The organism is Nocardioides sp. GCM10028917 (assembly GCF_042666175.1).
In the GTDB taxonomy this organism is placed as follows: domain Bacteria; phylum Actinomycetota; class Actinomycetes; order Propionibacteriales; family Nocardioidaceae; genus Nocardioides.
In genome coordinates, this window is sequence record NZ_JBHTFL010000003.1 from 422,279 (window position 1) to 444,735 (window position 22,457).

A 22,457-nucleotide genomic window follows, 5' to 3' on the forward strand; every position below is an offset into this window, starting at 1 on the left:
CGTCAGTCGAGCGGTGTGCGCGACGAGTCTAGGCGGTGGGGTCCCTGCCCTCGTCGAGGGCCTTCCAGATGTCGATGTTGTCGGTCGGGCGGTCGGCGGGGGCCTCGGACTGGTCGGCGCCGTCGTGGCCGCGGGCGCCGGTCGGCGCGTCGTACCTCGAGCCCATCTCGGGCCACGTGCGGACCAGGCGCAGGGCGAGGACGGTGGAGGCGAGCACCAGGAGCGCCGCGACGGCGGCGAGCCAGTACCAGCCGGTCAGCGAGGTGTCGTCGAGCGTGAGCCCGGTCCGGCGACGTACCTGTTCGACGAGGTGGTCGGGAAGGCTCAACGGCGCCCACACGACGGTCGCGGCGTAGCCCAGCGCGGCCAGCACGGCCAGCGCGGCCACGGCCCGGCGGAACCTCCCGCGGGTGACCAGCAGGACGCCCCAGCAGGCGAGGACGACGAAGGCCAGGGCCGTGGCGAGCGGCGACGTGGCGACCTCACCCCACGCCATGCCCCACCCCTCGGAACCCATGCCGGGTGCCGACTCGGCTCCCGTGCCGTCGACCCAGGGCTTGCTGCCGGCCCACGCCCCCAGCGCGCCCGAGGCTAGGCCCAGCGCGACGACGGGCCCGAAGGTGCGCCGCGTCGTCGCGGGTCGCACCTCGTGCTCCGTCCCCGGGTCAGCCATCGACCCGGTGCACCAGGTCGGCGTCGAAGCAGGTGTGGTCGCCGGTGTGGCAGGCAGCACCTTCCTGGTCGACGACGAAGAGGAGCGTGTCGCCGTCGCAGTCGAGGCGGACCTCCTTCAGCCACTGGACGTGGCCGGAGGTGTCGCCCTTGACCCAGTACTCCCGGCGCGACCGGGACCAGTACGTCGCCCGCCCGGTGTCGATGGTGCGAGCGAGCGCCTCGTCGTCGACCCACGCCAGCATCAGGACCTCGCCCGACCCGTGCTGCTGGACGACGACGGGGACGAGGCCCTCGGCCGTGTGCCGCAGGCGAGCGGAGATCGCCGGGTCGAGGGCGGAGTCGGGGCTTGTCATGGCTCCATGGTCTCAGCCTCGCGGGCGGCCCACGTCTCGGCGCAGCGCTGCGTGACCGGGCCGGGCGCGGGAAGCTCGCGGTCGTCCCAGCGGGCGATGGCCTGGACGTCGCGCGTCGTGGAGACGAGGAACGCCTCGCTCGCACGTGCCCGGACCTCAGTCAGCGGCGCGTCGACCTCCGTGGCGCCGCACCACTCGAGGACCAGCTCACGGCTGATGCCGGCGAGGCATCCCGACGCCAGGCTCGGGGTGCGCAGCTCGCCGTCGAGGACGTAGAACACGTTGGACCCGGTGCCTTCGCACAGGTCGCCGGCCGTGTTGGCGAGGATCGCCTCGGTCCCGCCGTCCCTCCGGGCGTGCGCGAGCGCGATCACGTTCTCGGCGTACGACGTGGTCTTGAGCCCCGCGGTGGCGCCGTTCTCGTTGCGGGTCCACGGGACGGTCACGACCGCGGTCTCGGCGGCCGCGTGGTCGATCGCGCTGTAGGCCACCACCAGCGTCGCCGGTCCCCCACCGCGTCCCGACCCCATCGGGCTCGGCCCGGCGGTCCAGGTGATCCGCAGGCGACCGATCGGGTCGTCCTGGGCGCCGTCGAGCACGGCCTCGACGCCACGACGTACGTCGTCGAGCTGGGGCGCCGGCAGCCCCAGGCCGGAGGCGCTCCGTTCCAGCCGGGCGAGGTGCCGCGTCAGCGCGAAGGGCACGCCGTTCAGCGTCTTCACCGCCTCGAACACACCGTCGCCGACGGTGAAGCCGTGGTCGGTGACCGCGATCGCCCCCTGGGTCGGGTCGGCCAGCAGGTCACCGTCGATCCACGCGCGCATGGCGTCACTCTAGAGGTCCGGAGGTGGCTCCTGAGACGGGTGGGACCCGCGGACGAGGGGGGCGATTTTGGCGCCTCGTCGGGCATGTACTACTGTTCCACTCGCACTCAGGGCCGGTGAAACGGCACAGGGATGCAGGCGGACATAGCTCAGTTGGTAGAGCGCAACCTTGCCAAGGTTGAGGTCGCGAGTTCGAGTCTCGTTGTCCGCTCGGAAGGTCTCCCCCGTACATTTCCGGAACCTCCACGGTGGGTTGGCCGAGAGGCGAGGCAACGGACTGCAAATCCGTCTACACGGGTTCAAATCCCGTACCCACCTCGCAGTCACAACTCAAGACCCGGGCGATTGGCGCAGCGGTAGCGCGCTTCCTTGACACGGAAGAGGTCACTGGTTCAAACCCAGTATCGCCCACCAGAGAACATGCAGGTCAGAGGCCGTTTCCCGCTTGGGAAACGGCCTCTCGTGCAACATACGTGCAACAAGGCAACGAACGCCGCGTGGCAAGTCGCACGTTCCAGACCCGCTTAACGCGGCGTGGTCCCGAAGGCAGCCACGCGGGGAGCAGATCTGCCTCTGGTCCTCGGTCAGACGCTGGGACAAGCTGATTGGGGCAGTCGCCGGACGTGGCCGTCGGGGTGTCCGGGCAGATCCAGGCCAGTTGGTCGCGCCACGTGCGACTCACAGTTCCGCGACGGCTTCTCCGTCGGCTCCCGCGGTCCGAAGAACCCTTGCCGGGGTCGCCGGGTCATGCTGACAATGCTGTATGGCCGTCGCCGTCTCCCGTGGCGCTGACCCCGCCACACAGGAGCGGGTCAACCTTCAGGGCCATCGCGTCCGCGACCTTATGACGGTCGCGCGCTCGCCGGTGGTCTGACCGATGCTCGCCTGGGGCGCGCTAGGACTGCTGCTGGGTGCCTGGGTCGGCGCGCTCGCGCGCCTGTGGATGCGACTGATCGTGGTCCATCCGGAGGCGTTCACCTGGTCCGGCACCCTGGCGATCATCATCAGTGCCGCGATCGGCGGGCTAGGACTGGGACTGGTCCGAGGCGCGCGCCTGACCGGCCGCTCCAAGCTCTGGCGACTCGCGGCCCTCCTCGCACTGCCGTTCCTGGGAGCCCCCATGGGCCTCGGAGTGTTCCTGCTCAGCGCCCTGGTCGGCGGATGGGCGCTCGCCCGCCGCCGGCCGATCTGGTTGGCTCCGACCCTCGCGACACTGTGGGCCGCCGCCTTGCCGTTCATCGCCTACGCGGTGGCTGACCCTGACCATCGCAACCTGTACGACGGCGTTCACTACCTGTCCATCTCGGTCGGACTCTGGACGCTCGCGGCACTCCTCGCAGTCGGCGGCCGCGAGCTCTTCATGCGCTGGCCCACCCGAGCCGTAGCGACAGGCAGGTCAAGGGCGAATCGTCGCGCAGCGCTGCCGTTTCATTCATGAGGGACACGCGCTCCCGGTCGCGGCCTGGCCACGATCCTCTCTCGCCCCCTGACCGCAGACCAGAACGGCGACGCGATCCTCCAGCTGTTAATCGCGACGCCGCCCTGTGTGGGCGGATGCCCCGGCACTGGGGGGACCCCGTGAACCGGCGGGAGGTCGGAACACGGGGGCCGGGGGATCCGTCTCCTGCAGCGTCCGAAATGGGCCAAGTGTTACGGCTGGTCGCGAGAATTCATTGGCTTGGCCGAGTGTCCCGACATCCGCAGATCGTGCGTTCATCGCTGCTGCTAGGAGACTTCCCGCAGGATCGGTGTCTGGCCAGACTCTGATCCAGATGATCGGCGGGACGCTCTCATTCGCCGCTGCCCATCAGATGTGGTTGCGACCCGTGAGGTGGTGTGGTTCGGGCCAGCTCAACAGGATCGTGTCCAGCAATGGCGTGCACCATCAAGCCTCACCCATCCCCAATCGCATCCGTCCAACGACTGCAGCTTTGTCCGCCGCCAGGAACTGCCCATCGGCGCGCCGACGTCGGAAGCGGCGGCTCTAACGCGCGGGGCGCAGATTGGCCAAGGCTTGGACACGCGGCAAAGGTTTGCTCAAGTTTGCGTATCCCACCGAGGCGGGGGCAGACCACGCGCTGTGTGCCTCGCTACGGTCTGCGCACCCCATGAGCGCGCGCCCTCGTCCCTCCCCCCTCGGAACGAGGGCGCGCGCATGGGGTCTCAACCCATCTGGTCGTCGAGACGGACGACCCCGCCAGTGATCTGTCCCAGCGCTTCCTTTACGGTTCGTGCTGCCCGCGCCGGCCGCGCCCCCCAATCGGCCGGATGCACATGGGCGCAGCGAGCGGCCCCGGTCCGCCAACCCCCGCTAGGCGCGGGGCCGCTCGCTGCATGAACCCCCGGACGAAGGCCGAGTGGCCGCTAGCTGGAGGCAAACGAGCCGACCCCCAGTAACTTCCGGGCCGCCGCTTCGTTCATCGGTCATCGACGCGCCTTCGCACGCGTCCTCAGCACCCCGAGGATTCCCGATGTCCCGATCTCGTCGGCCCGAGCCGGTCCACCTGTTGCGCACTGCAGCCGCCTCCGTCCTCCTCGCCGGGATGCTGACCGTCACCGCGGTCAGCACCGGCTCCGCCAGCGCCGCGCCCGCGCCGCGCGCTCCAGCGTCGTCGGACGCCGTCGACTCGGAGGGGGTCGTGGGCGGCCTGGAGGTCGAGAACTCCTTCGTCTCCGCGGTCGGCTGGGTCAAGCCCGGTGAGACGTACCCCTCGCGGGTCATTGTCCGCAACACCTCGCCCCTTCCTGTCTCCGGCGCGACGGTCACCGTCGCAGCCCCGGTGGGAAGCACGATCGTCAAGGCCGGTACCGCGACGGTCAACGCCGGGACGTACACCTGGGACGTCGGCACCCTCGCGGAGGGATCCAGCAGGACGCTGGTCCTCGAGAGCCGCGCGGCAACGCTCGCCCAACTGCCCACGATCGTGTGGCGTGACCTGTCGACGACCGCGACCGTCACCGCCGCGGGCGCCACGAAGGCGCTCACCAGCCACGGCCCCAAGGTGATCCCACCGGGTTCGGAGTACGACACGGCGCGCTACGGCGACCGACCGTTCCCGGTCGTGCCCGTCGCCTACACCGACCGTGACTACGGCGCCCACGACCGTTCGCTCGACACCGTCATCAACGACCCGACCTACGAGGGATCGACGTTCAACCTGTTCCAGGAGATGAGCATCGGCCAGCTCTACCCGCACGGGACGGTTCCCTCGACCGGCATCGCGACCGCGGACTTCACCTACCCGGGCAACACCTCCACCGGCGGCGACAAGCCGTTCCCGTTCACCAGGGTCGTGCCGGGTCAGACCTGCGCCGGCGTCACGTACGCCGACAGCCCGCTCCCGACGAACCCGCTCTACACCGAGCGCATCCGTGACGGCGTGTACCAGCTGCCCGGGACCACCGGCTACTACGGCTCGGACGCCAACGGCTCCGCGGTCATCGGCTCGCTGGCCGGGGTTGGTGCACTGCAGCAGATCGACTCCGGGTGCGGCCCCACGGGCAAGATCGTCGTCGACGCCGCCGCCATCGCCGACCCGGAGATCGACTACTCCGACTACGACACCGACAAGGACGGCGTCGTGGACTTCTTCATGGCCGTCTTCGCCGGCTGCGGCGGCAACGGCGCGTCCCAGCTGAGCGTCGCCGGCTGCGACCTGCCCAACCCGAACACCGGGGCGCCCGACCTGCCGTACGACAACATCTGGCCGCACTCCTCGAGCCTGGAGTTCTACTACACCGACCCGGCAACCGGCCTGCCCGGCTTCACCACCGACGACCAGTTGAAGAACCTCGAGGGCGAGCCGCTCTGGTACACCGACGACTCGTACTCGGCGATGACGACCGTCGACAAGGGCGAGGCCCTCAAGGTGTTCGTGCGCGTCGGGCCCTACAACCTCAACCCGGAGACCGCGATCGACCACGCGTCGGTGATCTCGCACGAGTACGGCCACTCGCTCGGCCTGCCGGACTTCTACTCCACCGGCAGCCGTGAGACCTACGGCGACTGGAACCTCATGGCGACCGACAAGTCGCACAACATCGACGCCTTCGGACGTCAGGAGCTCGGCTGGGTCGTTCCCGAGGTGCTCGACTCCGACCGCACCGAGTCCGGCATCACCGACTCCAAGCAGGACACGAACGCCATCACGTGGCAGACCCCCGCCGGTACGGCGTACACCCTCACCGAGGGGCAGGGCGGCGTCGGCCGCGTGCAGAACACCCAGATGTACGTCGCCAAGCTGCCCGGCCGCGTGCTGCTCGACCCGGCCAAGTTCGACACCGGCGACAAGGCGTCCGCGTCGCACACCTGGTGGTCGCGCTCGGGCAACGACTTCGGCTGCTCGACCGACAACGGCGGGCACAACTTCGACCTCGCGATCCCGGAGGCCGCGTCGCTGCCCGCCGGAACGAAGCTCTCGCTGGACTTCAAGTCCATGTGGGACATCGAGTGGGACTACGACTACGGCTACGTCCTCACCTCCAAGGACGGCGGCAAAGAGTTCGCCTCGCACCCCTCCGCCAACGGCTACACCACCTCCAACACCGACCCGCTGGCCGGCAACCCCAACCAGAACGGGTGCCAGGCGACGTACGACAACGGGATCACCGGCACGTCCGGCTCCTACGCGGCCGGCTCGGAGGCGACCGACCGCAAGCTCGGCAACACCCCCGACATGGTGTTCCTCGCCGACTCCTACGACATCTCCGACCTGGTCGGCTCGGACACCCCGGTGCTGCGCCTCAGCTACGCCACCGACCCGGGCCTGGCGCGACCCGGCTGGTTCATCGACGACGTGAAGATCACCGCGACGCTGCCCGACGGCTCGACGCGGGAGATCTACGCGACCGACTTCGAGGACAGCGGCACCACCGACGACCCGCGCGTCTTCAACGGCGGCTGCCGAGCCGACGGGCCGGGCACGTGCGGCCAGGGCTGGCAGTACGTCGCGGCCGGCGCCGAGGGTCCCTCGGACCACGCGTACTACCTGGAGATGCGCGACCGCTCGGGCTTCGACCTCGACGGCAACGGCCAGGCCGACCGCGGCGCGCCCGCGTTCGCGTCCGGCCTCTACGCCGCCTACACCGATGAGGCGCACGGCTACGGCAACGCCGGCACGGACGATCCGCCGGCCCAGTCGCCGCTGGACAGCCAGCCCGAGCCGGGCAGCGACACGCCCGACCTCGCCGACGCCGCCTGGACCGACGCCGCCGGCGACACGCACTTCTCCGACGCAGGCGACGGCTGGACCGACAACTACGCAGACCCGAGTAGCGCGTCGGGCAACTGGGAGTTCGACTACGACTGCCTGACCTTCGACGTGCTCGACATGACCGGCAACGGCGACGGCACGGAAGCCGGCGAGGGTCCGCAGGCGTCCGACGGCGACCTGACCGGCGACGTCCGGTTCACCCTCGGCGAAGGGTGTGCGCCGTTCGACTACGGCTACGGCGACGAGCCCACGCCCACGGCGAACACCGCTCCCGACGCCGCGGCCACGGCCACGCCCGCCAGCGGCGCGCCCGGTACCCGGGTGACGCTCGACGCGAGCGGGAGCACCGACGCCGAGACGCCCGGTGCTCTCACGTACTCGTGGGACCTCGGCAACGGCGGGACGTCGAAGGACGCCACCGGTACTGTCGTCGAGCACGTGTACGGCAACCCGGGCACGTACGACGCCACGGTGACCGTCTCAGACGCCGCCGGTCTCACCGACACCGCGACCGTCCGCATCACCATCACGCCGCAACCCGGCCAGCCGACCCCGACCGACCCGACGCCTGCCCCGGGGACGCCGGGCACGCCGGGGACGCCGGGCACGCCGGGGACGGGCGGCGGTTCGGGTGGTGCCGGTCAGGCCACGGTCGTCGTGGCGTCCGCCGCACCGGCGGCGTTGGTCCGGCCCCTGCCGTGCCACGGTCGGGCGGTCGGCCACCTTGGCAGCTGGCGCGTCGTGCAGGGTGACGCGCCGGGCGGGTCCTACTGCGACAACGGCGGCAGGCGGGCCGGTCGCGACGTCCTGCGGGTCGGCTTCCAAGGCGACGCGATCGACCTGGTCCTGGGCCGGGCCCGGAAGGGCGGCAAGGCCGTCCTCTTCATCGACGGCACCCGCATCGGGACGGTGTCATTCAAGGGCCGACGCACCAGCCCGCGCCTCGACCGGCACGCGGTGGTCTCCGGCCTCGGCACAGACCGCCCGCACCGCCTCCGGCTGGTCGTGAAGCGGGGCACGGCCTACGTCGAAGGCTTCCGCGTCGCCCGCTGAGTCACAGCCTCCCCCCGCGGCCCCGGTCCCAACCCCACGCACGGCCGGGGCCCACCGGCCGCCCGCCCCCCAACGGGGGCGGGCGGCCCCTCAACGCATTGGCACGTGGGCCACAACAACGGTGCTGCAGTGCGGACCTGTTGCCACCGCCGTGGTTCCGACTTCGTACCTCATGCAGCCGCCGTCGTGTTCTGCCTGGCACGAAGGTCGCGCGGCATCGACGCGACGCCCGCCGTCGCTGCCCGCACCACTGGCGTCGTACGCGGCACCACCGAGCGTTGGGGGTTGACCTTGCCACCCGTGGATGGGCTACAGGGCGGCCATCCGCACTCGCCCACTCGTCGGCAACCAGCGCGACGGAGTGGGTGCCGTCCACTGCCCTCGCTTACCGCACATCGGCATGTGCGGATGTCGCCATAGCCAGTTCACCATCGACATGCTCTCCTGGCTGTGGCCGACGGACCTAGATCCGCGCGGCGGGTATCTTCCGAGGGGAGGCCTCGAGGTCGTCGAGCTTGATCCGGATGGCGCGCTTGCCACAGCGGTAAGCAGGCAGCGTGCCGGCGGCGATCCATCGCCGGATCGTCTTGACCGAGACCGACATGCAGTCAGCAGCCTCCTCGAGGCTGAGGTAGACCGGGATGGCGCGTCGCTCAGCCATCGGACCTCGCCTCCGATCGCGTGACGGTGGCCGAGGCGAGGAAGCGTCGGGCCTCGGCGACAGTGATGTAGAGCCGGCCGACACCCTGGAACCGAGTCCAGCGTGGGCCGACGCCCCGCTGGCGCCAGTCACGAACGGTGCGTTGCGGTGTACGGATGAGCTCACAGAACTCCTCGAACAGGATCAGGTTGTTGTCGTCCCAGTCGTCTGGGATGCCGATGGGTGTCACCATCGCTTCGCCTCTCGTCCTGGCCGCCGACGGGTTCAGCGGCCCATCAGGAGAAGCAACTTCGCGCTCGGCAGATCGGACGTCTGTGACCACTGCTGTCGAAACCGGAAGCTCTCCTGGTCACCTATGTCGTGCAGGTCTGTCCGGGCGATCACTCGACGCGAGGAAGTCGGTCAGCGGCCGATCCCGCGCGGCGTCGACGTGGAGGTCGGGATCGGCTGAGGGACCGGACGCCGCTGAGCGCCCTCCTGCAACGCCGCCGCCTGCATCGCCGCGGCAGGCGACCGCCGCGACGGCGCGTTCGGTCCGTACCGGTCGATGTCGTTGGCGGCCCTCTGTGCGGCGTGGCGTGGTCCGAGGTCGGCCCGGTCGCGGCTGAAGACCTCGACCCATTGGCTACGGGCGTCGTCGACGGACTCGGCGACCAGGTGGGCGGTGTTGCGGTGACGGCCGCGGGTCATGGCGACGTACGCCGATGCGGCGCCGGTCGTCTCCCCGAGCACGAAGTGGGCCGAGTCGACGGTCTCGCCCTGGGCTCCGTAGGCGGTGGTCGTGAAGGCAAGCTCGACGTGCTCGCGGACGTACTCGGCGGGAAGGACACGTTGGCCCGCGCGGCCGGTGACGATCAGGCTGCCGTCCTCGCCGGTCCCGGCCACCGTCCAGGTGTCCCGGTTGGCGACCCCGAGATCGCGGTCGTTGCGTCGGGTGGCGACCCGGTCACCGAGACCGATCCGCTCACCACGACGCGTGACCAGTTCATCAGACCGCTCACCAGACCGTTCACCAGATTGCTCACCAAGGCGCTCGCCGGCACCGTTACGGCCGTCGCGGATGGCTGCGTTCAGCAAGCTGACCTGATCCCGGGTGTCAGCGATGATCAGCTGGTCACCGTCATCAGCACCGTCACGGGCACAGTTGACGCTGATGGCGGCCAGGGCTGCGGTGCGTTCGACCTCGCTGGCGTGGACGACGATCTGGCCACGCTCGAGCAGCTTCTCGAAGACCTCATCAGACCGCTCACCAGTGCGCATGAGCAGGCTCAGGTCGGCGTACGCGGGGTCGCTGAACCGGTGGACCGACTCGAGCTCGTGATGCGCTGCGGGTCGCACCCAGCGTGCGGCAAGGTCGAGGACGCCGCCGCGCCCAACGGCTGGGAGTTGGTGGCGGTCTCCGAGCAGCGCGATGGTGGCGTGCGCTCGGTCGGCGATGGCGAACAGCGCGCGAGCGGTGTCCTGGTCGAGCATGCCGGCCTCGTCGACGAGGAGGACATCACCGGGGAGCAGGCGTGCGCGTGCATCGGGACGGGCTTCGGGTGCGGCGTCGGGTCTCGTGTCGACTCGTGTCCAATGGCCGTCGTCGTCCCAGCGGTACCCGTGTTGGTGGGCCAGCCAGGCGGCGGAGAACGCATCGGCGCCGACCTGCTGCCGTGCCGCTTGGGCAGCCTTGAGCGTCGGGGCGACAACAACGAGCCGCCGCTCCGATGCGTCGAGTACGGCGCGTGCCGCGGCCAGGGTCGCGGTCTTGCCCGTTCCGGCGGCGCCCTCGATCACGAGCAGACCAGCGCCGCCGGCCAGCGCCGCGACGACGCGTTGCTGCGCCGGGTCGAGGTGCTGGCTGCCGCGGAGCCGGCCCGCAGTGGTCACCGGTTGCGAGGCGCGCGCCGCCAGTGTGTCGACCAGGTCGGCTTCGACAGCGAGTACCCGCTCGGACGTCAGGCTGCGGATGTGCTCAGGTACGTCCCCTCGCTGCAACAACGGCACAGACCGCGTCCTGGCGCGCTCGGCGATGTCCTCGACCAGCTCATGACGGACGGGTCGTTCGGCGACCACCCCCACAGCGGCGATCAGTCGTTCGACCTCCCCACGAATGTCGGGTGCGTTCCACGCCGACCGCCTGGCGCCGAGCCGGGTGAGCACGAGGTCGGCGGCGACGTCGCGGTTGAGCCGACCGATCTGCAGACCCGGCGCTGACGCCGGGTGGGTCGGTCGGGTCGGTGGCGTGAAGCCGAGGTCGCGCAGTTCCGTGTTCCACGCGGCGGCCAGATCGGCGCCGCTGCGAGGCACGACCTTGTCCGGCCGCGCATCCGCCCACGCACGCCGGTCCCAGGACTGGCGCAGCCGCGGCCCCGGCTCCTCGTAGGGGTGCTCGGCACGCCAGTCCGCCTCGTACCGGTCGACGTTGCGGCTGATCTGTGCGGCACGCTGGCTGAACCCACCAACATATGGCGCGAGCTGCTGGATCTCGCCGGCGTCGTCGAGCGTGTAACCCCGCGCAGCAAGCGCGGTCCGGAACTCGGGGTCACACATCACGGCCGCGTGCCCGATCCCGTTGAGCGCCTCGATGCTGTCGACGACCCCGACCGAGTGCAGACCACGCCACGCCCCGCGCGCGAACACGCGGGCGTTGATCTGCACGTGAAGGTGACGGTGCGGGTCACCAGCCCGCGAGGTGTAGTGACGCACGACAGCCGCCTCAAGCTTCTCCACGGCGACCTGCACCTGACGGCCACGTGGCCCGACCCGCGTGGTGCCGTGCTCGGCCACCCACCCGATCACCTCACCCGCCGCCCGATCCATCGCGGCGTCGTACGCCGTCGCAATCTCGGGGTGAAGTGCGGCGGCGAGCGACCAGGACTTCGGGCCGTTGACGACGACCTCGACGAACCGCAGGGCATGGGTGTCGTCACGCAGCCGACCCTTCGGCATCCCCGTCACGACGTCGAGGCCGGCGACCCACCGCTCGAAGGCGTCCCCATCCAGCGTCCCCCCGTTCTGAACTGCGGAAACGCCGCGTCCCCCCGCGTCCCGGGAACAGGTGGCGACGTATCGCTCAGCCACCCCGGTGCCCTCGGCGAGGTAGTAGTCGTCGGCGCGCGAGTGGTCGGCCTCAACGTATGAGCGCGCGGCGGCCGCAGACCCCCGGTAGAACTTGACCCCACCGTGCATCGTGCTCGTCACCGCCCGTCAGCACTCGTCACCTAGCCTTGAAATGACGCTCGGCCCGCCCCGAGGGGCGGACCGATCTACGGACCTTCGTAGCATGCGTGCCGCAGAGTTGTCAGAGGTTCAGGAGTGCTTCGGCGCTCGCGTTCCGAGAGTCGTCTCTCGTCGTCAACGAAGGGTCGGCTGGAGCGGCAGGAGGGCTGATAGGCGCCTGAGCAGCAAGATGGAGATGCTGTGTGTGCGATTGAGAAATCTCAGCGCCCTGGACGCTGGTTACGCAGCTTTGAGCTGGTCACTCGTCGGATACCCGACGCGCCGCCCATGCCCGTGTTCGCACCGCGTCATTGACCCGAAGCCCTGTTCTCGGTTGAGTTGAGCGGGTCTCCCTTTTCACCTCACGGCCCCATCAGGGCCGTAGCGCGTTTGCGGTTGCCGTTCTCCAAAGCGCAGGCCAGGGCGCACGATGGGCCCGAGGTCCATCTGCAGTCCCGGGCGCGTTCAGTTCGCAGGGACTGAATGGGTTGTGACCGTCGCTCCTCGGCTGTTTTGATCGACTCATGCGACAACGCGCGTCCTCGGGTTCACCCCTCGAGCCAGAGATCGGGTTCTGCCGTGCGACCCGGGTCGGGTCGCACGTCGCTGTAGCCGGGACTGCGCCCCTCGGCCCCGACGGGAAGACCGTCGGCGAGGATGACGTCGCCGCGCAGACCCGACGTTGTCTGGAGATCTCGGAGGAGGCACTCTCCGCAGTTGGAGCGAGTCTGAGCGACGTCGTACGAACCCGAATCATGCTCACCGACATCACCCGCTGGCGAGAGGCTGCCGCGGTGCACGGCGAGTACTTTTCCGACATCCGGCCGTCTGCGACGTTCGTGGAGGTGTCGCGGTTCATCGACGCGGCCTGGCTGGTCGAGACCGAGTTAGATGCCATCGTGGGCAACGATCAGGAGCCTTAGCGGGCTGTACCCCAGACCGGCAGGTCTATCGTCGACGTCATGACACTGCGTGTCGTGTTCGCCGACGACAACTACCTCGTGCGGTCGGGTACGGCGGCTCTGCTCGCGACCTCGCCTGACATCGAGTTGGTGGAGACGGTGAGCGACCCGGCGTCGCTGCTCGTGGCCGTGAACACGCATCAGCCGGACGTGGTCCTCACCGACATCCGAATGCCTCCGACCTTCACCACCGAGGGCATCGACGTGGCGAAGCAGATCCGGTCTCGCTATCCCGCCATCGGCGTCGTCGTGCTGTCTCAGTACGTGGAGGAGGAGTACGCGTTCGACCTGCTCGAGGATGGGGTCTCCGGGCTGGGCTACCTGCTCAAGGAGCGGGTCTCCGAGATCGACGAGGTGGTGCGTGCGCTGCACGAGGTAGCGCGTGGCGGCTCGGCGCTCGACCCCAAGGTCGTCGAGGGCCTCCTGCGGCGCGGTTCCGAACGGGCCAGTTCACCGCTGCTGGGCCTCACTGACCGGGAGACCGAGGTGCTCCAGCGGATGGCCACCGGCCTGAGCAACGCCGCGATTGCCGCGCAGCTCTACATGAGCGAGCGAGCCGTCGAGAAACACATCACCTCCGTGTTCCAGAAGCTGGGCCTCAGCGAGGAGTCGCAGGTGAACCGCCGGGTCAGCGCGGTGCTGGCGTTCCTCGAGGCCGGCGGAGTGCCCGGAGGACCGACGCGCGGGGAGCGTCCGTCGTGAGACGGTCCTCCCGGGTCGGAGCATCGACCCGGAAGGACCATCGGACGGGTTGTCAGTCGGTGACGACTGCCCGGAGCACATCGACGTTCGACGCCGACCTCGAGGGACCGATCGCCGCCAGCACGCCCGCGAGCGCCGCTGCGACGACGTACAGCCCCAGCTGATCGAGGGGAATGGCGATCTTCTCTAGACCCTCATCCGCCAGTGCCCGCGTCAACGCCGCGCCGAGCCCGACCCCGAGTCCGGCCCCCACCAGGGCGCCGATCAGCGAGATCACGACCGACTCCCACCTGACCATCGCCCGCACCTGACCTCGCGTCATGCCGACCGCTCGCAGGAGTCCGAGCTCGCGTGTCCTCTCGAAGACCGACAGCGCCAGGGTGTTGACGATCCCGAGCAGGGCAATGACCACGGCGAGCAGGAGCAGCACCGTCACCAGGCCAAGCATCTGGTCGATGACCGCGCTGGCCTCGCCCTCGAACTCCGACTGGGTCATCACCGTCGCGTCCGGCTGGTCGACGATCACGTCGGCGATGCGGTCCTCGACGACCTCGATGTCCTGGCCGTCTGCAACGAGCACCATGGCGGTGCCCTCCAGCCGGTCCGGGAAGTACGTCGTGTGCGCGCCGCCCGAGATGACGTAGTCGGTGTTCACCATGCCCTTCGCCTCGTAGGTTCCCTGGATCTCGAGTCGAGCATGCTCGGCACCCGGGAACGAGCCGGCGATCACGTCTCCGAGTTCCCAGCCGTGTGAGTTGGCCACGGCCTCCTTGACGACCACTCCGTCATCGGTGAGGTCGGTCACGGCTCCCTGGACCATCCCCAGGTTCAGGGCATCCCCAGCCGTCGCAGGATCGATCGAGGTGAAGGCCGCCTCGGCCACGTCGAACTCAGCCTTCCCGTTCGAGGTCGGCGAGATCGTCTCTACCCCCTCGACGTCGCGCACCATGTCGACGACCTCGGGGCTGTAGCCCTTGGACTGGCTGCTGGGCGTCAACACGTAGAGGTCGGCGTTCGTCGAGCTGGACAGGGCGTCGGCGAACGACGCCTTGAACGACGCCGCGAAGACCGAGACCGTGGCCACCATCGTGAGCCCGATGACCAGGGCCATGGCGGTGGAGGCGGTCCGCTTCGGGTTGCGCATGGCGTTCTGCCGAGCCAGCTCGCCTGGTACGCCCCGCCTGAGCAGCGGCCAGCTGATCACGCCGGCGAGACCGCGCATGAAGAGCGGTGCCAGTGTGGTGAGGCCGAGGATCGAGGCCACGACGCCCACCGGAATCATGAGGGCGTCGGCAGGTCCGAAGAGTGCGGTGGCGAGGATCCCGACCCCGACCGTGACCATCAGCGCACCGATGCCGAGCCGGATCCGGGAGAACCGCTCCGCTGCGGGGGGCGTGTCGCGCAGCGCCTCGACGGGCAGCACCTTGGTGGCCCGGCGGGCAGGCGCCACTGCCGCGGCGACCGTGATGAGCGTGCCGACGGCGAGCCCGATTGCGATCGTGCTCGCCTCGACTTCGAGTGGCGCCGAGGGCATCGACAGCCCGAAGAACCCCATCAGGCTCGTCAGGCCGCGTGACATGCCTACCCCGAGCAGCAGGCCGATCGCCGAGGCGCCGGCGCCGAGCACGGCCGCCTCGACGACGATCGTGCGCAGCACCTGACGTCGCGTCGCACCGATCGCCCGCAGCAACGCCAGCTCGCGGGTCCGCTGGGCGACCTGCATCGAGAAGGTGTTCCAGATGATGAAGGAGCCCACGAACAGCGCGATGCCGGCAAACCCGGTGAGCGCCATGGTGATGAAGCCGAGACCGCCCGTGACCGCCTCCGTCTGCTCGTCGGCGACCTCCTCGCCGGTGATCGCCTCGAGACCGGCGGGCAGCGAGGCTTGGATCCGCTGTGTGAGGTCGTCGTCCGACGTTCCGTTCGCGGCCTTGACGACGACGGAGTCGAACGAACCCTTGTTGCCGAGCAGCCGCTGGGCGGTGTCCACGTCGAAGTACGCCGCGGTGGCGCCGCCTAGGTCGTCGGCCTCCCCGTAACCAACTGCGCCCACGACGGTGAACGTCCTGGCCGGCCCCTGGAACATCACGGTGATCTTGTCGCCGAGGGCGAGGTTTCCCTTCTCGAACGAGCTGGCGTCGACGGCGACCTCGTCCGCGCTCGCCGGTGGCCGGCCGGCGCGGAGCTCGGTCTCGCCCAAGAGCGAGGGATCCGTCGGGAGGGTCATCCCGAGCGTGGGTGCGCCAGCGGGCTGGATCGGCTGGCCGTCGGAGTCGGTCAGGAGCGCGTAGCCCTCGACCATCCCCTCGGCTGCGGTGACGCCTTCCACGCCGCGGACGTCCTCGAGGACCGAGGCCGGCACCGCTGGTCGCGGCTCGCCGGGGCCCGGTTGTTCACCCTCGACCGCACCGCGCACGACGGCGTCGGTGCCTGCATTGATGCTCCGGAAGAGTCCGTCGAAGGCCCGTTGCATGCTGCTGTTCATCATTAGCGTGCCCGACAGGAAGGCGACGCCCAACGCGATGGACGTGACGGTGAGGAAGAGCCGGAGCTTGTGCACCAGCATCCCCTTGATCGTGGCGCTCAACATGGCTCAGGCTCCTAGCTGCTTCATGTAGTCGAGGACCTCGTCGGAGGTGGGGCTCGACATCTCGTCGACGATGTCGCCGTCCTTGAGGAAGAGGACCCGGTCGGCGTGGGCCGCAGCGCCCGGGTCGTGGGTCACCATGGCGACGGTTTGGTTCATCTCACGCACGGCGTGCTGGAGGAACTGCAGCAGCTGCTCCCCCGATTGCGAGTCAAGGGCGCCGGTCGGCTCGTCCGCGAAGACGATCTCCGGCCTGGTCGCCAGTGCCCGCGCGGCGGCTACACGCTGCTGCTGGCCGCCGGACAGCTCCGAGGGCCGGTGGCCGAGCCGATCGCCCAGGCCCACGGTCTCGACGATCGACTGGACCCAGAGGGGGTCCGGTCTGCGGCCCGCGATCTTCGACGGCAGGGCGATGTTCTCTGCCGCGGTGAGCGTGGGTAGGAGGTTGAACGCCTGGAAGATGAACCCGATGCGGTCACGACGGAGCAGGGTCAGGTCTCGATCGTTCATGGTGGTGATGTCCGCGTCGCCGATGAAGATCTGCCCCGCGGTTGGCCGGTCGAGACCGGCCAGGACGTGGAGCAGGGTGGACTTGCCAGACCCGGAGGGCCCCATGATGGCGGTGAAGCGACCCGACTCGATGGAGACGCTGACGTCGTCGAGTGCCAGCACCTGCGCGTCGCCGGTGCCGTACGCCTTGGTGACGCCCGTGGCACGGGCGGCCGCGACGGCGGCGCCGGTCCCACTGGGAGCGGAGAGAAGTGTTGACATGTGAGTGAGCTCCTGGCTGGAACGAGACCGGTCGGTCGACCGGATGAGCCCATTCCACGGAACGGCGACCCTTGGTGGCAGGGGGTCGTGCGCACGGTGCGCGTGGCTGGCCGCCGAGCTTCCTCGGCGCCTGCGTACGGCACTCCGCCCCGCGGCCTGCGGTCACCCGTCCTGCCCGGGGGCGGAAATACGCCTGTGCCGGACGACCCCGACGGGAGCACACTCGGGGGATGAGCCGGGCGACGGTCGTGGGGCACGAGGGATCGCGGTCCGTCGTGCTCGCGGGGTGGGGCGCAGCTGCGGCGTCCGTCCTTGTGATCTACCTCGCCGTTGTGCTGGGGGGCGGCGCCCTCATGGGCCGCACCGAGTCACCGAGTCTCCCACTCTCGATCCTGGCGACCGCCCTGGTCGCGGGGGTGGCGCCGCTCGTCCGGGCGCGGGCGGAGCAGGCGAGGGCGCAGAAGCTCGGCGATACCACCTCGCCGTACGACGTCCTGGCGGACTTCTCGCGTGTCGCCGACTCCGACGCGGGTGACCGAGCCCCTGCGCTGATCGCCCGCATGCTGGTCCAGGGCCTTGCCCTCGAGTGGGCTCAGGTGTGGGTCTTGGTCGGGGAGGAACTCCGCCTGCTTGCCACACACCCGCCCGAGGCCGTTGTCGACGAGGCGGCTCCGCGGCTCTACGACGACCGGAGGCGGGGCGGCGTCCACGCGGTGACGGTCGCCCACGCCGGACGTCCGCTCGGCGTCGTGCGCGTGATGGGGCGGCAGGACCGCCCCCTGGCCCCCACCGCGGAACGGCTGCTGGGCGGGCTCGCCGCACAGGCCGGCATGGTGCTGGAGTCGGCACAGCTGCGCGAGGAGCTGGCCCTGCGCGTGCAGGAGCTCACCGTCAGGGAGCGCGAGCTGCGCCGGGCGCGCGTGGCACTCGTCACCGCCCAAGACACCGAGCGCCGCCGGCTGGAACGAGACATCCACGACGGCGCCCAGCAACAGCTCGTCGCGCTGACGATCAACCTCAAGCTGGCCGCGGTGCACGTCCGGACCGACCCGGAGCTTGCTCGGGAGGTCCTCCAGGAGCAGCTGGCAGCCACCGGCAGCGCAATACAAACCCTGACCGACCTCGCCAGAGGCATGCTGCCTGCGACACTGGCTCAGGAGGGGCTCGCCGCGGCTCTCAGCGAAGCGACGGCGGCCAATCCCGTCCCGGTCCTCGTCCGTGGCGGGGACGTCCCTCGGCTCCCAGGAGGCGTCGAGGCCACGCTGTACTTCTGCGCGCTCGAGGCCGTGCAGAACGCCACCAAGCATGCGGACAGCACACGTATCGACCTCTTGCTCGAGTCAGGTCCTGCGGGTGTGTCGGTGGCGGTCGAGGACAACGGGTCGGGTATCGCGCCGGGGGCACACCAGGGCAGCGGCCTGGCCAACCTGTCCGAGCGCGCCGCGTCGGTCGGAGGCCGCCTCGTGCTGGGTGGGCGACCCGGCGGGGGCACGCGGATCGCCGTGCACGTCCCACGCCCCCGGCTGAGCGAGTCGGGGGGGCCGGCCTGACATGCGCGTGCGACTGGCCTGGATCCTCTTCGGCGTCACCGTGGTCGTTGCCGTGCTGCACGTGATCGTGCTGGTGCTGGAGGAACGACCTCTCCTCAGCGAGGAGGTGATGGCGGAGGGCTTTCCCCTCGTGACGCTGGGTGCGCTCGGCGGCGCGTTCGTCGGCGTGCTCATCATCAGCCGCTATCCCGGCCACCCCATCGGGTGGCTATTCCTCGGGGGGCAGCTCCTCAGCGAGGTCGGTGTCGCCCTCGGTGACTACGGGTACGGGGCGGTGTCCGGCAGCCTCGAGGGCGCGCCCGGGGGACATGTCGCCATCTGGCTATCTGTCCAGACCGGCGGCGTGTTCGTGGTGTCGCTCCTGGCGGTCCTCTTCCTCCTCGCGCCGGACGGGCACCTGGCGTCGCGGCGTTGGAGGTGGGCACTGTGGCTGACCATCGCAGGCCTGCTCACGCACATCGGCGCGGTCATGACCGTGAGCCCCGACGAGCTCAACCCGGGGGGAGAGCTCCAGGGCGAGCCGGGGCCCGCCCTGACCACCCTGCTGGTCGCGTCGAGCGTGGCGGTCTTCGTCGGCGTGCTCGCGGGGCTCCTCTCGATGTGGGTGCGGCTGCGCCGGGCGAGAGGGGAGGTACGCCAGCAGCTGCAGCTCATGGTGCTGGGTGCTGCCGTCCTGCTGGCGGGGATGTCAATCAACACACTCGCCGCCGTCATGGACGGCCCCACCTGGGTGCGGGAGCAACCACTCATGGCCAGCTACGCCTGCCTGCCGGTCTTCACAGCCGTGGCCATCCTGCGCTACCGCCTCTACGACATTGACGTGTTCCTCAACCGCGCCATCACGCTCACGATCCTGACCGGGTTCGTCTTCCTCGGCTACGTCACCGTGGTGGTCCTCATCGGCACGGCGTTGCCCCTGGCGCGTGACCGCTTCTGGCCCTCCCTGCTCGCGACCGCACTGGTCGCGTTGGCGGTGCAACCGGTCCGCGAGTGGGCGGAACGGCTGGCTGCCCGGCTGGTCTACGGCCGGCGGGCGGCGCCGTACGTCGAGCTGACCGAGTTCAGCAAGCGGCTCCAGGAGTCCCCTGGGACCGAGCCGCTCCTCCGTCGCGTAGCCGAGAGCGTGGCACGCGCCGTCGGAGCACGGCAGGCCAAGATCGTGGTCGACACGACTGACCGGGCCACGCACGAGGTGGCCTGGCCGGAGCAGGCCTCGCGCGGACTGGGCGACACGATCACACTGCCGGTAGCCGACGCGGCGGGATCGCTCGGGCAGCTCTCGGTGACGATGCCGCCCCGCACGTCCCTGCAGCCAGAGGAGCTCCGGCTCCTCGAGGACTTCGCGGCGCAGCTCGCGCGCGCCCTCCGCAACGTGCACCTCGAGTCCGCGCTCACGAACCAGGTCCGTCGGCTGCGTGAGAGCACGGTCGCGCTCGAGGCGTCGGCCCACCGGCTCGCGCTGGCCCAGGACGGGGAGAGACGTCGGTTCGAGGCAGCCCTGAGCCGGACCGTGGTCCCCGACTTGCACGTGGTGCGCGACAACTTGGTCAGCCTCCTCCGACGCGACCTGACCAGCGAGAGCGACAAGGGCGGCGCCGAGGCAGTCCTGGCGGAGTCGTCCGCCCTCACCCGCACATCGTTGGAGTCGCTGCGCAGCCTGACCCGCGGCGTGTTCCCTACCCAACTCGAGAGGCGAGGGCTGGTGGCGGCGCTGGACGCCTACCTGGACTCGACCGGCGCGGAGCCGGTGCGCACCAGCATTGCGACCCATCGCCTCGCGCCGGCCGTCGAGAGCACGGCGTACTTCTGTGTCGTCGAGCTCCTGCGCGAGCTGGACGGACCCGGCGCGGTCGCGCTGCGGACGGTCGCCAGCACGCTCGAGGTGGAGGTGACCGGGCCACCCCCGCCGCCGTCACCGTCACGGATCGAGCACATCCACGACCGCGTGGCCGCACTCGACGGGTCCGTGAACGTCTCCGAGGTCGAGGGCAGGACGACCATGACCCTGCGTCTACTCCTGGGCCCGCCGTCGGATCCCGGTCCAGACGCTGCGGAGGCACTCGGAGTCGAAGTCGACCTTGGCGACGTAGGCGTCGGCACCGGTGGCTAGAAGATCTGCACCCAGGTCGCCGCGGGCGTAGGTCGACACCAGCACAACGGCGGGCGGCCCTCCGGACGCGCGAATGCGCCGGGTCGCCTCCAGGCCGTCCATGCCGGGCAGGTTCACGTCCATCAGCACCAGGTCCGGTCGAAGCTGCTCGACTGCCAGCAGCGACGTTGCTCCGTCGAACGCGTAGCCGACGAGCACGAAACCCTTGGTGGCGTGCAGGACTGCGGCGGCAGCGTCGCGGAAAGGCTCCTGGTCGTCGACGACCAGCACACGCACGTCGGCCACACCACACCTCCTCCCCTCAGGGTGCCGTACCGAGCGGGAGTGCCGCATGGTGGTGACCGCACCTCGCCGAGGTGGTTTCCCGCCCGGGGGATGCGGCCCCGCGAGCCGGCTGTGCGGAGGACCCGATCGTCACCTCTGCCGCGACTTCCTAGCGTCGGACCATGACCTCCCCGACCGGTGTCCTGACACGTCCTTCCCGCCGCGGCCTGCCGAGGGCCGCGCGACGCTCGCCGACTGCGTCCACCGACTCGGCGCTGCGCGTCTTCGCTGCTGCCACCACCGTCGGCCTGCTGCACGCGCTCGACGACGCGGTGCTGAACCGCCAACCCGGCGTGCCGGTCGACCGGCACCTCCCCGCGCTCCTCGTGGTCACCCTCGGCGCAGCGCTGGCGATGCTCGCTTTCCGCAGCGGCGGCACCGGCGTCCGCGCTGCACTCGCGCTGGTCGTCGGGTCGCTCACCGTGACCAACGGCGCTTTGCACGTGGTGCACGTCTCGTCGGGCGAGCTCTCCGGCAGCGACGTGACGGGAGTCCTCGCAGCAGCCGCAGGGGCCGTGCTGCTCCTCATGGCAGCAGCGCTCCCGTTCCTGCACCGTGGCGAGCGGGGACTCAGCCCCTGGCCGCGCTGGGGCGTGCGCATCGCGACCGTCGTAGCGGTCGGCCTGTGCATGCAGTTCGTCGTGCTGTCCGTGTGCGTAGGGATCGTCCAGACGCACTTGTTCCGCGACCAGATCGGAGCGCCTTCACCCGGCTTCGGTGAGGTGACCTTCGAGTCTTCGGACGGTCTCACCCTGTCCGGCTGGTACGCGCCGTCGCGGAACCGCGCTGCCGTGATCCTGGTCAACAGCGCCGGAGGGGACCGGCTCGGATCTGTGGCGCATGGGCGGCTACTGGTGGAGCACGGCTACGGCGTGCTGCTCTACGACGCCCGTGGGTCCGGCGAGAGCGAGGGCAGCCCGAACGGCTACGGCTGGGACTGGGACCATGACGTCGACGGCGCACTCGACTTCCTAACCAGGCGTTCCGATGTCGACGACGGCCGCATCGGCGCACTGGGCCTGTCGACCGGCGCGGACGTCCTGTTGGAGGTGGCGTCGACGGACCGGCGGATCGGCGCGGTCGTCGCGGACGGCGCGACTGGCGCCTCGCTCGCCGACGTGCTCGAGGGGGACGTGGTGAGCACGATCACCATGGCGCCTGTGATGGCGACGGTGCAGCTGCTGTCCGGTACCGCGCCCGGTCCCCCGCTGCGCGAGCTCGCCGCCCGGGTCTCGCCCACGCCGCTGCTCTTCGTTGCAGCCGGGAGCTTGCCGACGGAGATCGCCATGTCCCGCGTCTACGCTCAGGCCGCCCACGAGCCGGTGGAGCTCTGGACCCTGCCCGATGCGGGCCACACCAACGCCATCCACGACGAGGCTCGGGCCTACGAACGTCGCGTCGTCGACCACTTCGACGCCGCGCTGCTGGCGGAGGGGGCAGGTCGATGAGTTCCCGCCGACCCACCTAC

The 22,457-nt window shown here is 70.2% G+C and carries 16 protein-coding genes and 3 tRNA genes; 10 read left to right on the forward strand and 9 right to left on the reverse strand.

Going from position 1 to position 22,457, the window contains the following annotated elements:
- Nucleotides 1-28 precede the first annotated feature (28 nt).
- Genes ACFQW6_RS05380 through ACFQW6_RS05390 form a run of 3 tightly spaced genes read right to left on the reverse strand, consistent with a single transcriptional unit; the run spans nucleotide 29 to nucleotide 1,852 of the window.
- The gene (locus tag ACFQW6_RS05380; protein ID WP_378542044.1) at nucleotides 29-673 is read right to left on the reverse strand and encodes a Trp biosynthesis-associated membrane protein; all 645 of its coding nucleotides are present in this window, start codon (nucleotides 671-673) and stop codon (nucleotides 29-31) included.
- On the reverse strand, nucleotides 666-1,028 hold the full coding sequence (gene hisI, locus ACFQW6_RS05385; protein ID WP_378542046.1) for a phosphoribosyl-AMP cyclohydrolase: 363 nt from the start codon (nucleotides 1,026-1,028) through the stop codon (nucleotides 666-668). The genes ACFQW6_RS05380 and hisI overlap by 8 nt, the downstream gene beginning before the upstream one ends.
- Nucleotides 1,025-1,852 carry an aminotransferase class IV gene (locus tag ACFQW6_RS05390; RefSeq protein WP_378542048.1) on the reverse strand — a complete coding sequence of 276 codons (828 nt, stop codon included), beginning with the start codon at nucleotides 1,850-1,852 and terminating at the stop codon, nucleotides 1,025-1,027. Before ACFQW6_RS05390 ends, hisI begins: the two co-directional genes overlap by 4 nt.
- 138 nt (nucleotides 1,853-1,990) lie before the next feature.
- Here ACFQW6_RS05390 and ACFQW6_RS05395 point away from each other — a divergent pair.
- The 5 genes from ACFQW6_RS05395 (at nucleotide 1,991) to ACFQW6_RS05415 (ending at nucleotide 8,118) form a co-directional block, all read left to right on the forward strand.
- Nucleotides 1,991-2,063 (forward strand) — tRNA-Gly (locus tag ACFQW6_RS05395).
- 36 nt (nucleotides 2,064-2,099) lie between these two features.
- Nucleotides 2,100-2,170 (forward strand) — tRNA-Cys (locus ACFQW6_RS05400).
- Between the two features lie 21 nt (nucleotides 2,171-2,191).
- A tRNA-Val gene (locus tag ACFQW6_RS05405) sits at nucleotides 2,192-2,266 on the forward strand.
- A gap of 463 nt (nucleotides 2,267-2,729) precedes the next feature.
- Nucleotides 2,730-3,290: a hypothetical protein gene (locus ACFQW6_RS05410; protein WP_378542050.1), complete on the forward strand. Its 561-nt coding sequence runs from the start codon at nucleotides 2,730-2,732 to the stop codon at nucleotides 3,288-3,290.
- Nucleotides 3,291-4,323: 1,033 nt separating this feature from the next.
- Nucleotides 4,324-8,118 carry a PKD domain-containing protein gene (locus ACFQW6_RS05415; RefSeq protein WP_378542052.1) on the forward strand — a complete coding sequence of 1,265 codons (3,795 nt, stop codon included), beginning with the start codon at nucleotides 4,324-4,326 and terminating at the stop codon, nucleotides 8,116-8,118.
- 463 nt (nucleotides 8,119-8,581) lie between these two features.
- Here the strand turns inward: ACFQW6_RS05415 and ACFQW6_RS05420 are convergent, their stop codons facing one another.
- The 3 genes from ACFQW6_RS05420 to mobF all read right to left on the reverse strand — a co-directional run bounded on the left by ACFQW6_RS05420 (nucleotide 8,582) and on the right by mobF (nucleotide 11,965).
- The gene (locus ACFQW6_RS05420; protein WP_378542054.1) at nucleotides 8,582-8,779 is read right to left on the reverse strand and encodes a helix-turn-helix domain-containing protein; all 198 of its coding nucleotides are present in this window, start codon (nucleotides 8,777-8,779) and stop codon (nucleotides 8,582-8,584) included.
- A complete protein-coding gene (locus ACFQW6_RS05425; RefSeq protein WP_378542056.1) occupies nucleotides 8,772-9,011 on the reverse strand; it encodes a hypothetical protein in 240 nt (79 codons plus the stop codon). The genes ACFQW6_RS05420 and ACFQW6_RS05425 overlap by 8 nt, the downstream gene beginning before the upstream one ends.
- Before the next feature lie 170 nt (nucleotides 9,012-9,181).
- The gene (gene mobF, locus ACFQW6_RS05430; RefSeq protein WP_378542058.1) at nucleotides 9,182-11,965 is read right to left on the reverse strand and encodes a MobF family relaxase; all 2,784 of its coding nucleotides are present in this window, start codon (nucleotides 11,963-11,965) and stop codon (nucleotides 9,182-9,184) included.
- A 542-nt stretch (nucleotides 11,966-12,507) separates the two neighbouring features.
- Between mobF and ACFQW6_RS05435 the strand changes: the two genes are divergently transcribed.
- Both ACFQW6_RS05435 and ACFQW6_RS05440 read left to right on the forward strand, forming a co-directional pair.
- Nucleotides 12,508-12,906 (forward strand): RidA family protein, encoded by a 399-nt coding sequence (locus tag ACFQW6_RS05435; protein WP_378542060.1) that lies wholly within the window; start codon nucleotides 12,508-12,510, stop codon nucleotides 12,904-12,906.
- A 39-nt stretch (nucleotides 12,907-12,945) separates the two neighbouring features.
- Nucleotides 12,946-13,647: a response regulator gene (locus ACFQW6_RS05440; RefSeq protein ID WP_378542062.1), complete on the forward strand. Its 702-nt coding sequence runs from the start codon at nucleotides 12,946-12,948 to the stop codon at nucleotides 13,645-13,647.
- A gap of 52 nt (nucleotides 13,648-13,699) precedes the next feature.
- Here the strand turns inward: ACFQW6_RS05440 and ACFQW6_RS05445 are convergent, their stop codons facing one another.
- Both ACFQW6_RS05445 and ACFQW6_RS05450 read right to left on the reverse strand, forming a co-directional pair.
- Nucleotides 13,700-16,237 carry an ABC transporter permease gene (locus tag ACFQW6_RS05445; protein ID WP_378542064.1) on the reverse strand — a complete coding sequence of 846 codons (2,538 nt, stop codon included), beginning with the start codon at nucleotides 16,235-16,237 and terminating at the stop codon, nucleotides 13,700-13,702.
- A 3-nt stretch (nucleotides 16,238-16,240) separates the two neighbouring features.
- Complete coding sequence (locus ACFQW6_RS05450) at nucleotides 16,241-17,005, reverse strand: ABC transporter ATP-binding protein (RefSeq protein WP_378542066.1); 765 nt, start codon at nucleotides 17,003-17,005, stop codon at nucleotides 16,241-16,243.
- Nucleotides 17,006-17,235: 230 nt separating this feature from the next.
- Here ACFQW6_RS05450 and ACFQW6_RS05455 point away from each other — a divergent pair, with 230 nt between their 5' ends.
- Together ACFQW6_RS05455 and ACFQW6_RS05460 are read left to right on the forward strand one after the other, a co-directional pair.
- Nucleotides 17,236-18,555 (forward strand): histidine kinase, encoded by a 1,320-nt coding sequence (locus ACFQW6_RS05455; RefSeq protein WP_378542068.1) that lies wholly within the window; start codon nucleotides 17,236-17,238, stop codon nucleotides 18,553-18,555.
- A gap of 1 nt (nucleotide 18,556) precedes the next feature.
- Nucleotides 18,557-20,665 carry a histidine kinase N-terminal 7TM domain-containing protein gene (locus tag ACFQW6_RS05460; RefSeq protein WP_378542070.1) on the forward strand — a complete coding sequence of 703 codons (2,109 nt, stop codon included), beginning with the start codon at nucleotides 18,557-18,559 and terminating at the stop codon, nucleotides 20,663-20,665.
- Here the strand turns inward: ACFQW6_RS05460 and ACFQW6_RS05465 are convergent.
- Entirely contained in the window at nucleotides 20,567-20,950 is a 384-nt protein-coding gene (locus tag ACFQW6_RS05465; protein WP_378542072.1) for a response regulator transcription factor, read from the reverse strand. The two genes, ACFQW6_RS05460 and ACFQW6_RS05465, sit on opposite strands and share 99 nt — an antisense overlap.
- Before the next feature lie 161 nt (nucleotides 20,951-21,111).
- Between ACFQW6_RS05465 and ACFQW6_RS05470 the strand changes: the two genes are divergently transcribed.
- On the forward strand, nucleotides 21,112-22,437 hold the full coding sequence (locus tag ACFQW6_RS05470) for an alpha/beta hydrolase (RefSeq protein ID WP_378542073.1): 1,326 nt from the start codon (nucleotides 21,112-21,114) through the stop codon (nucleotides 22,435-22,437).
- The last annotated feature ends 20 nt before the right edge of the window (nucleotides 22,438-22,457 follow it).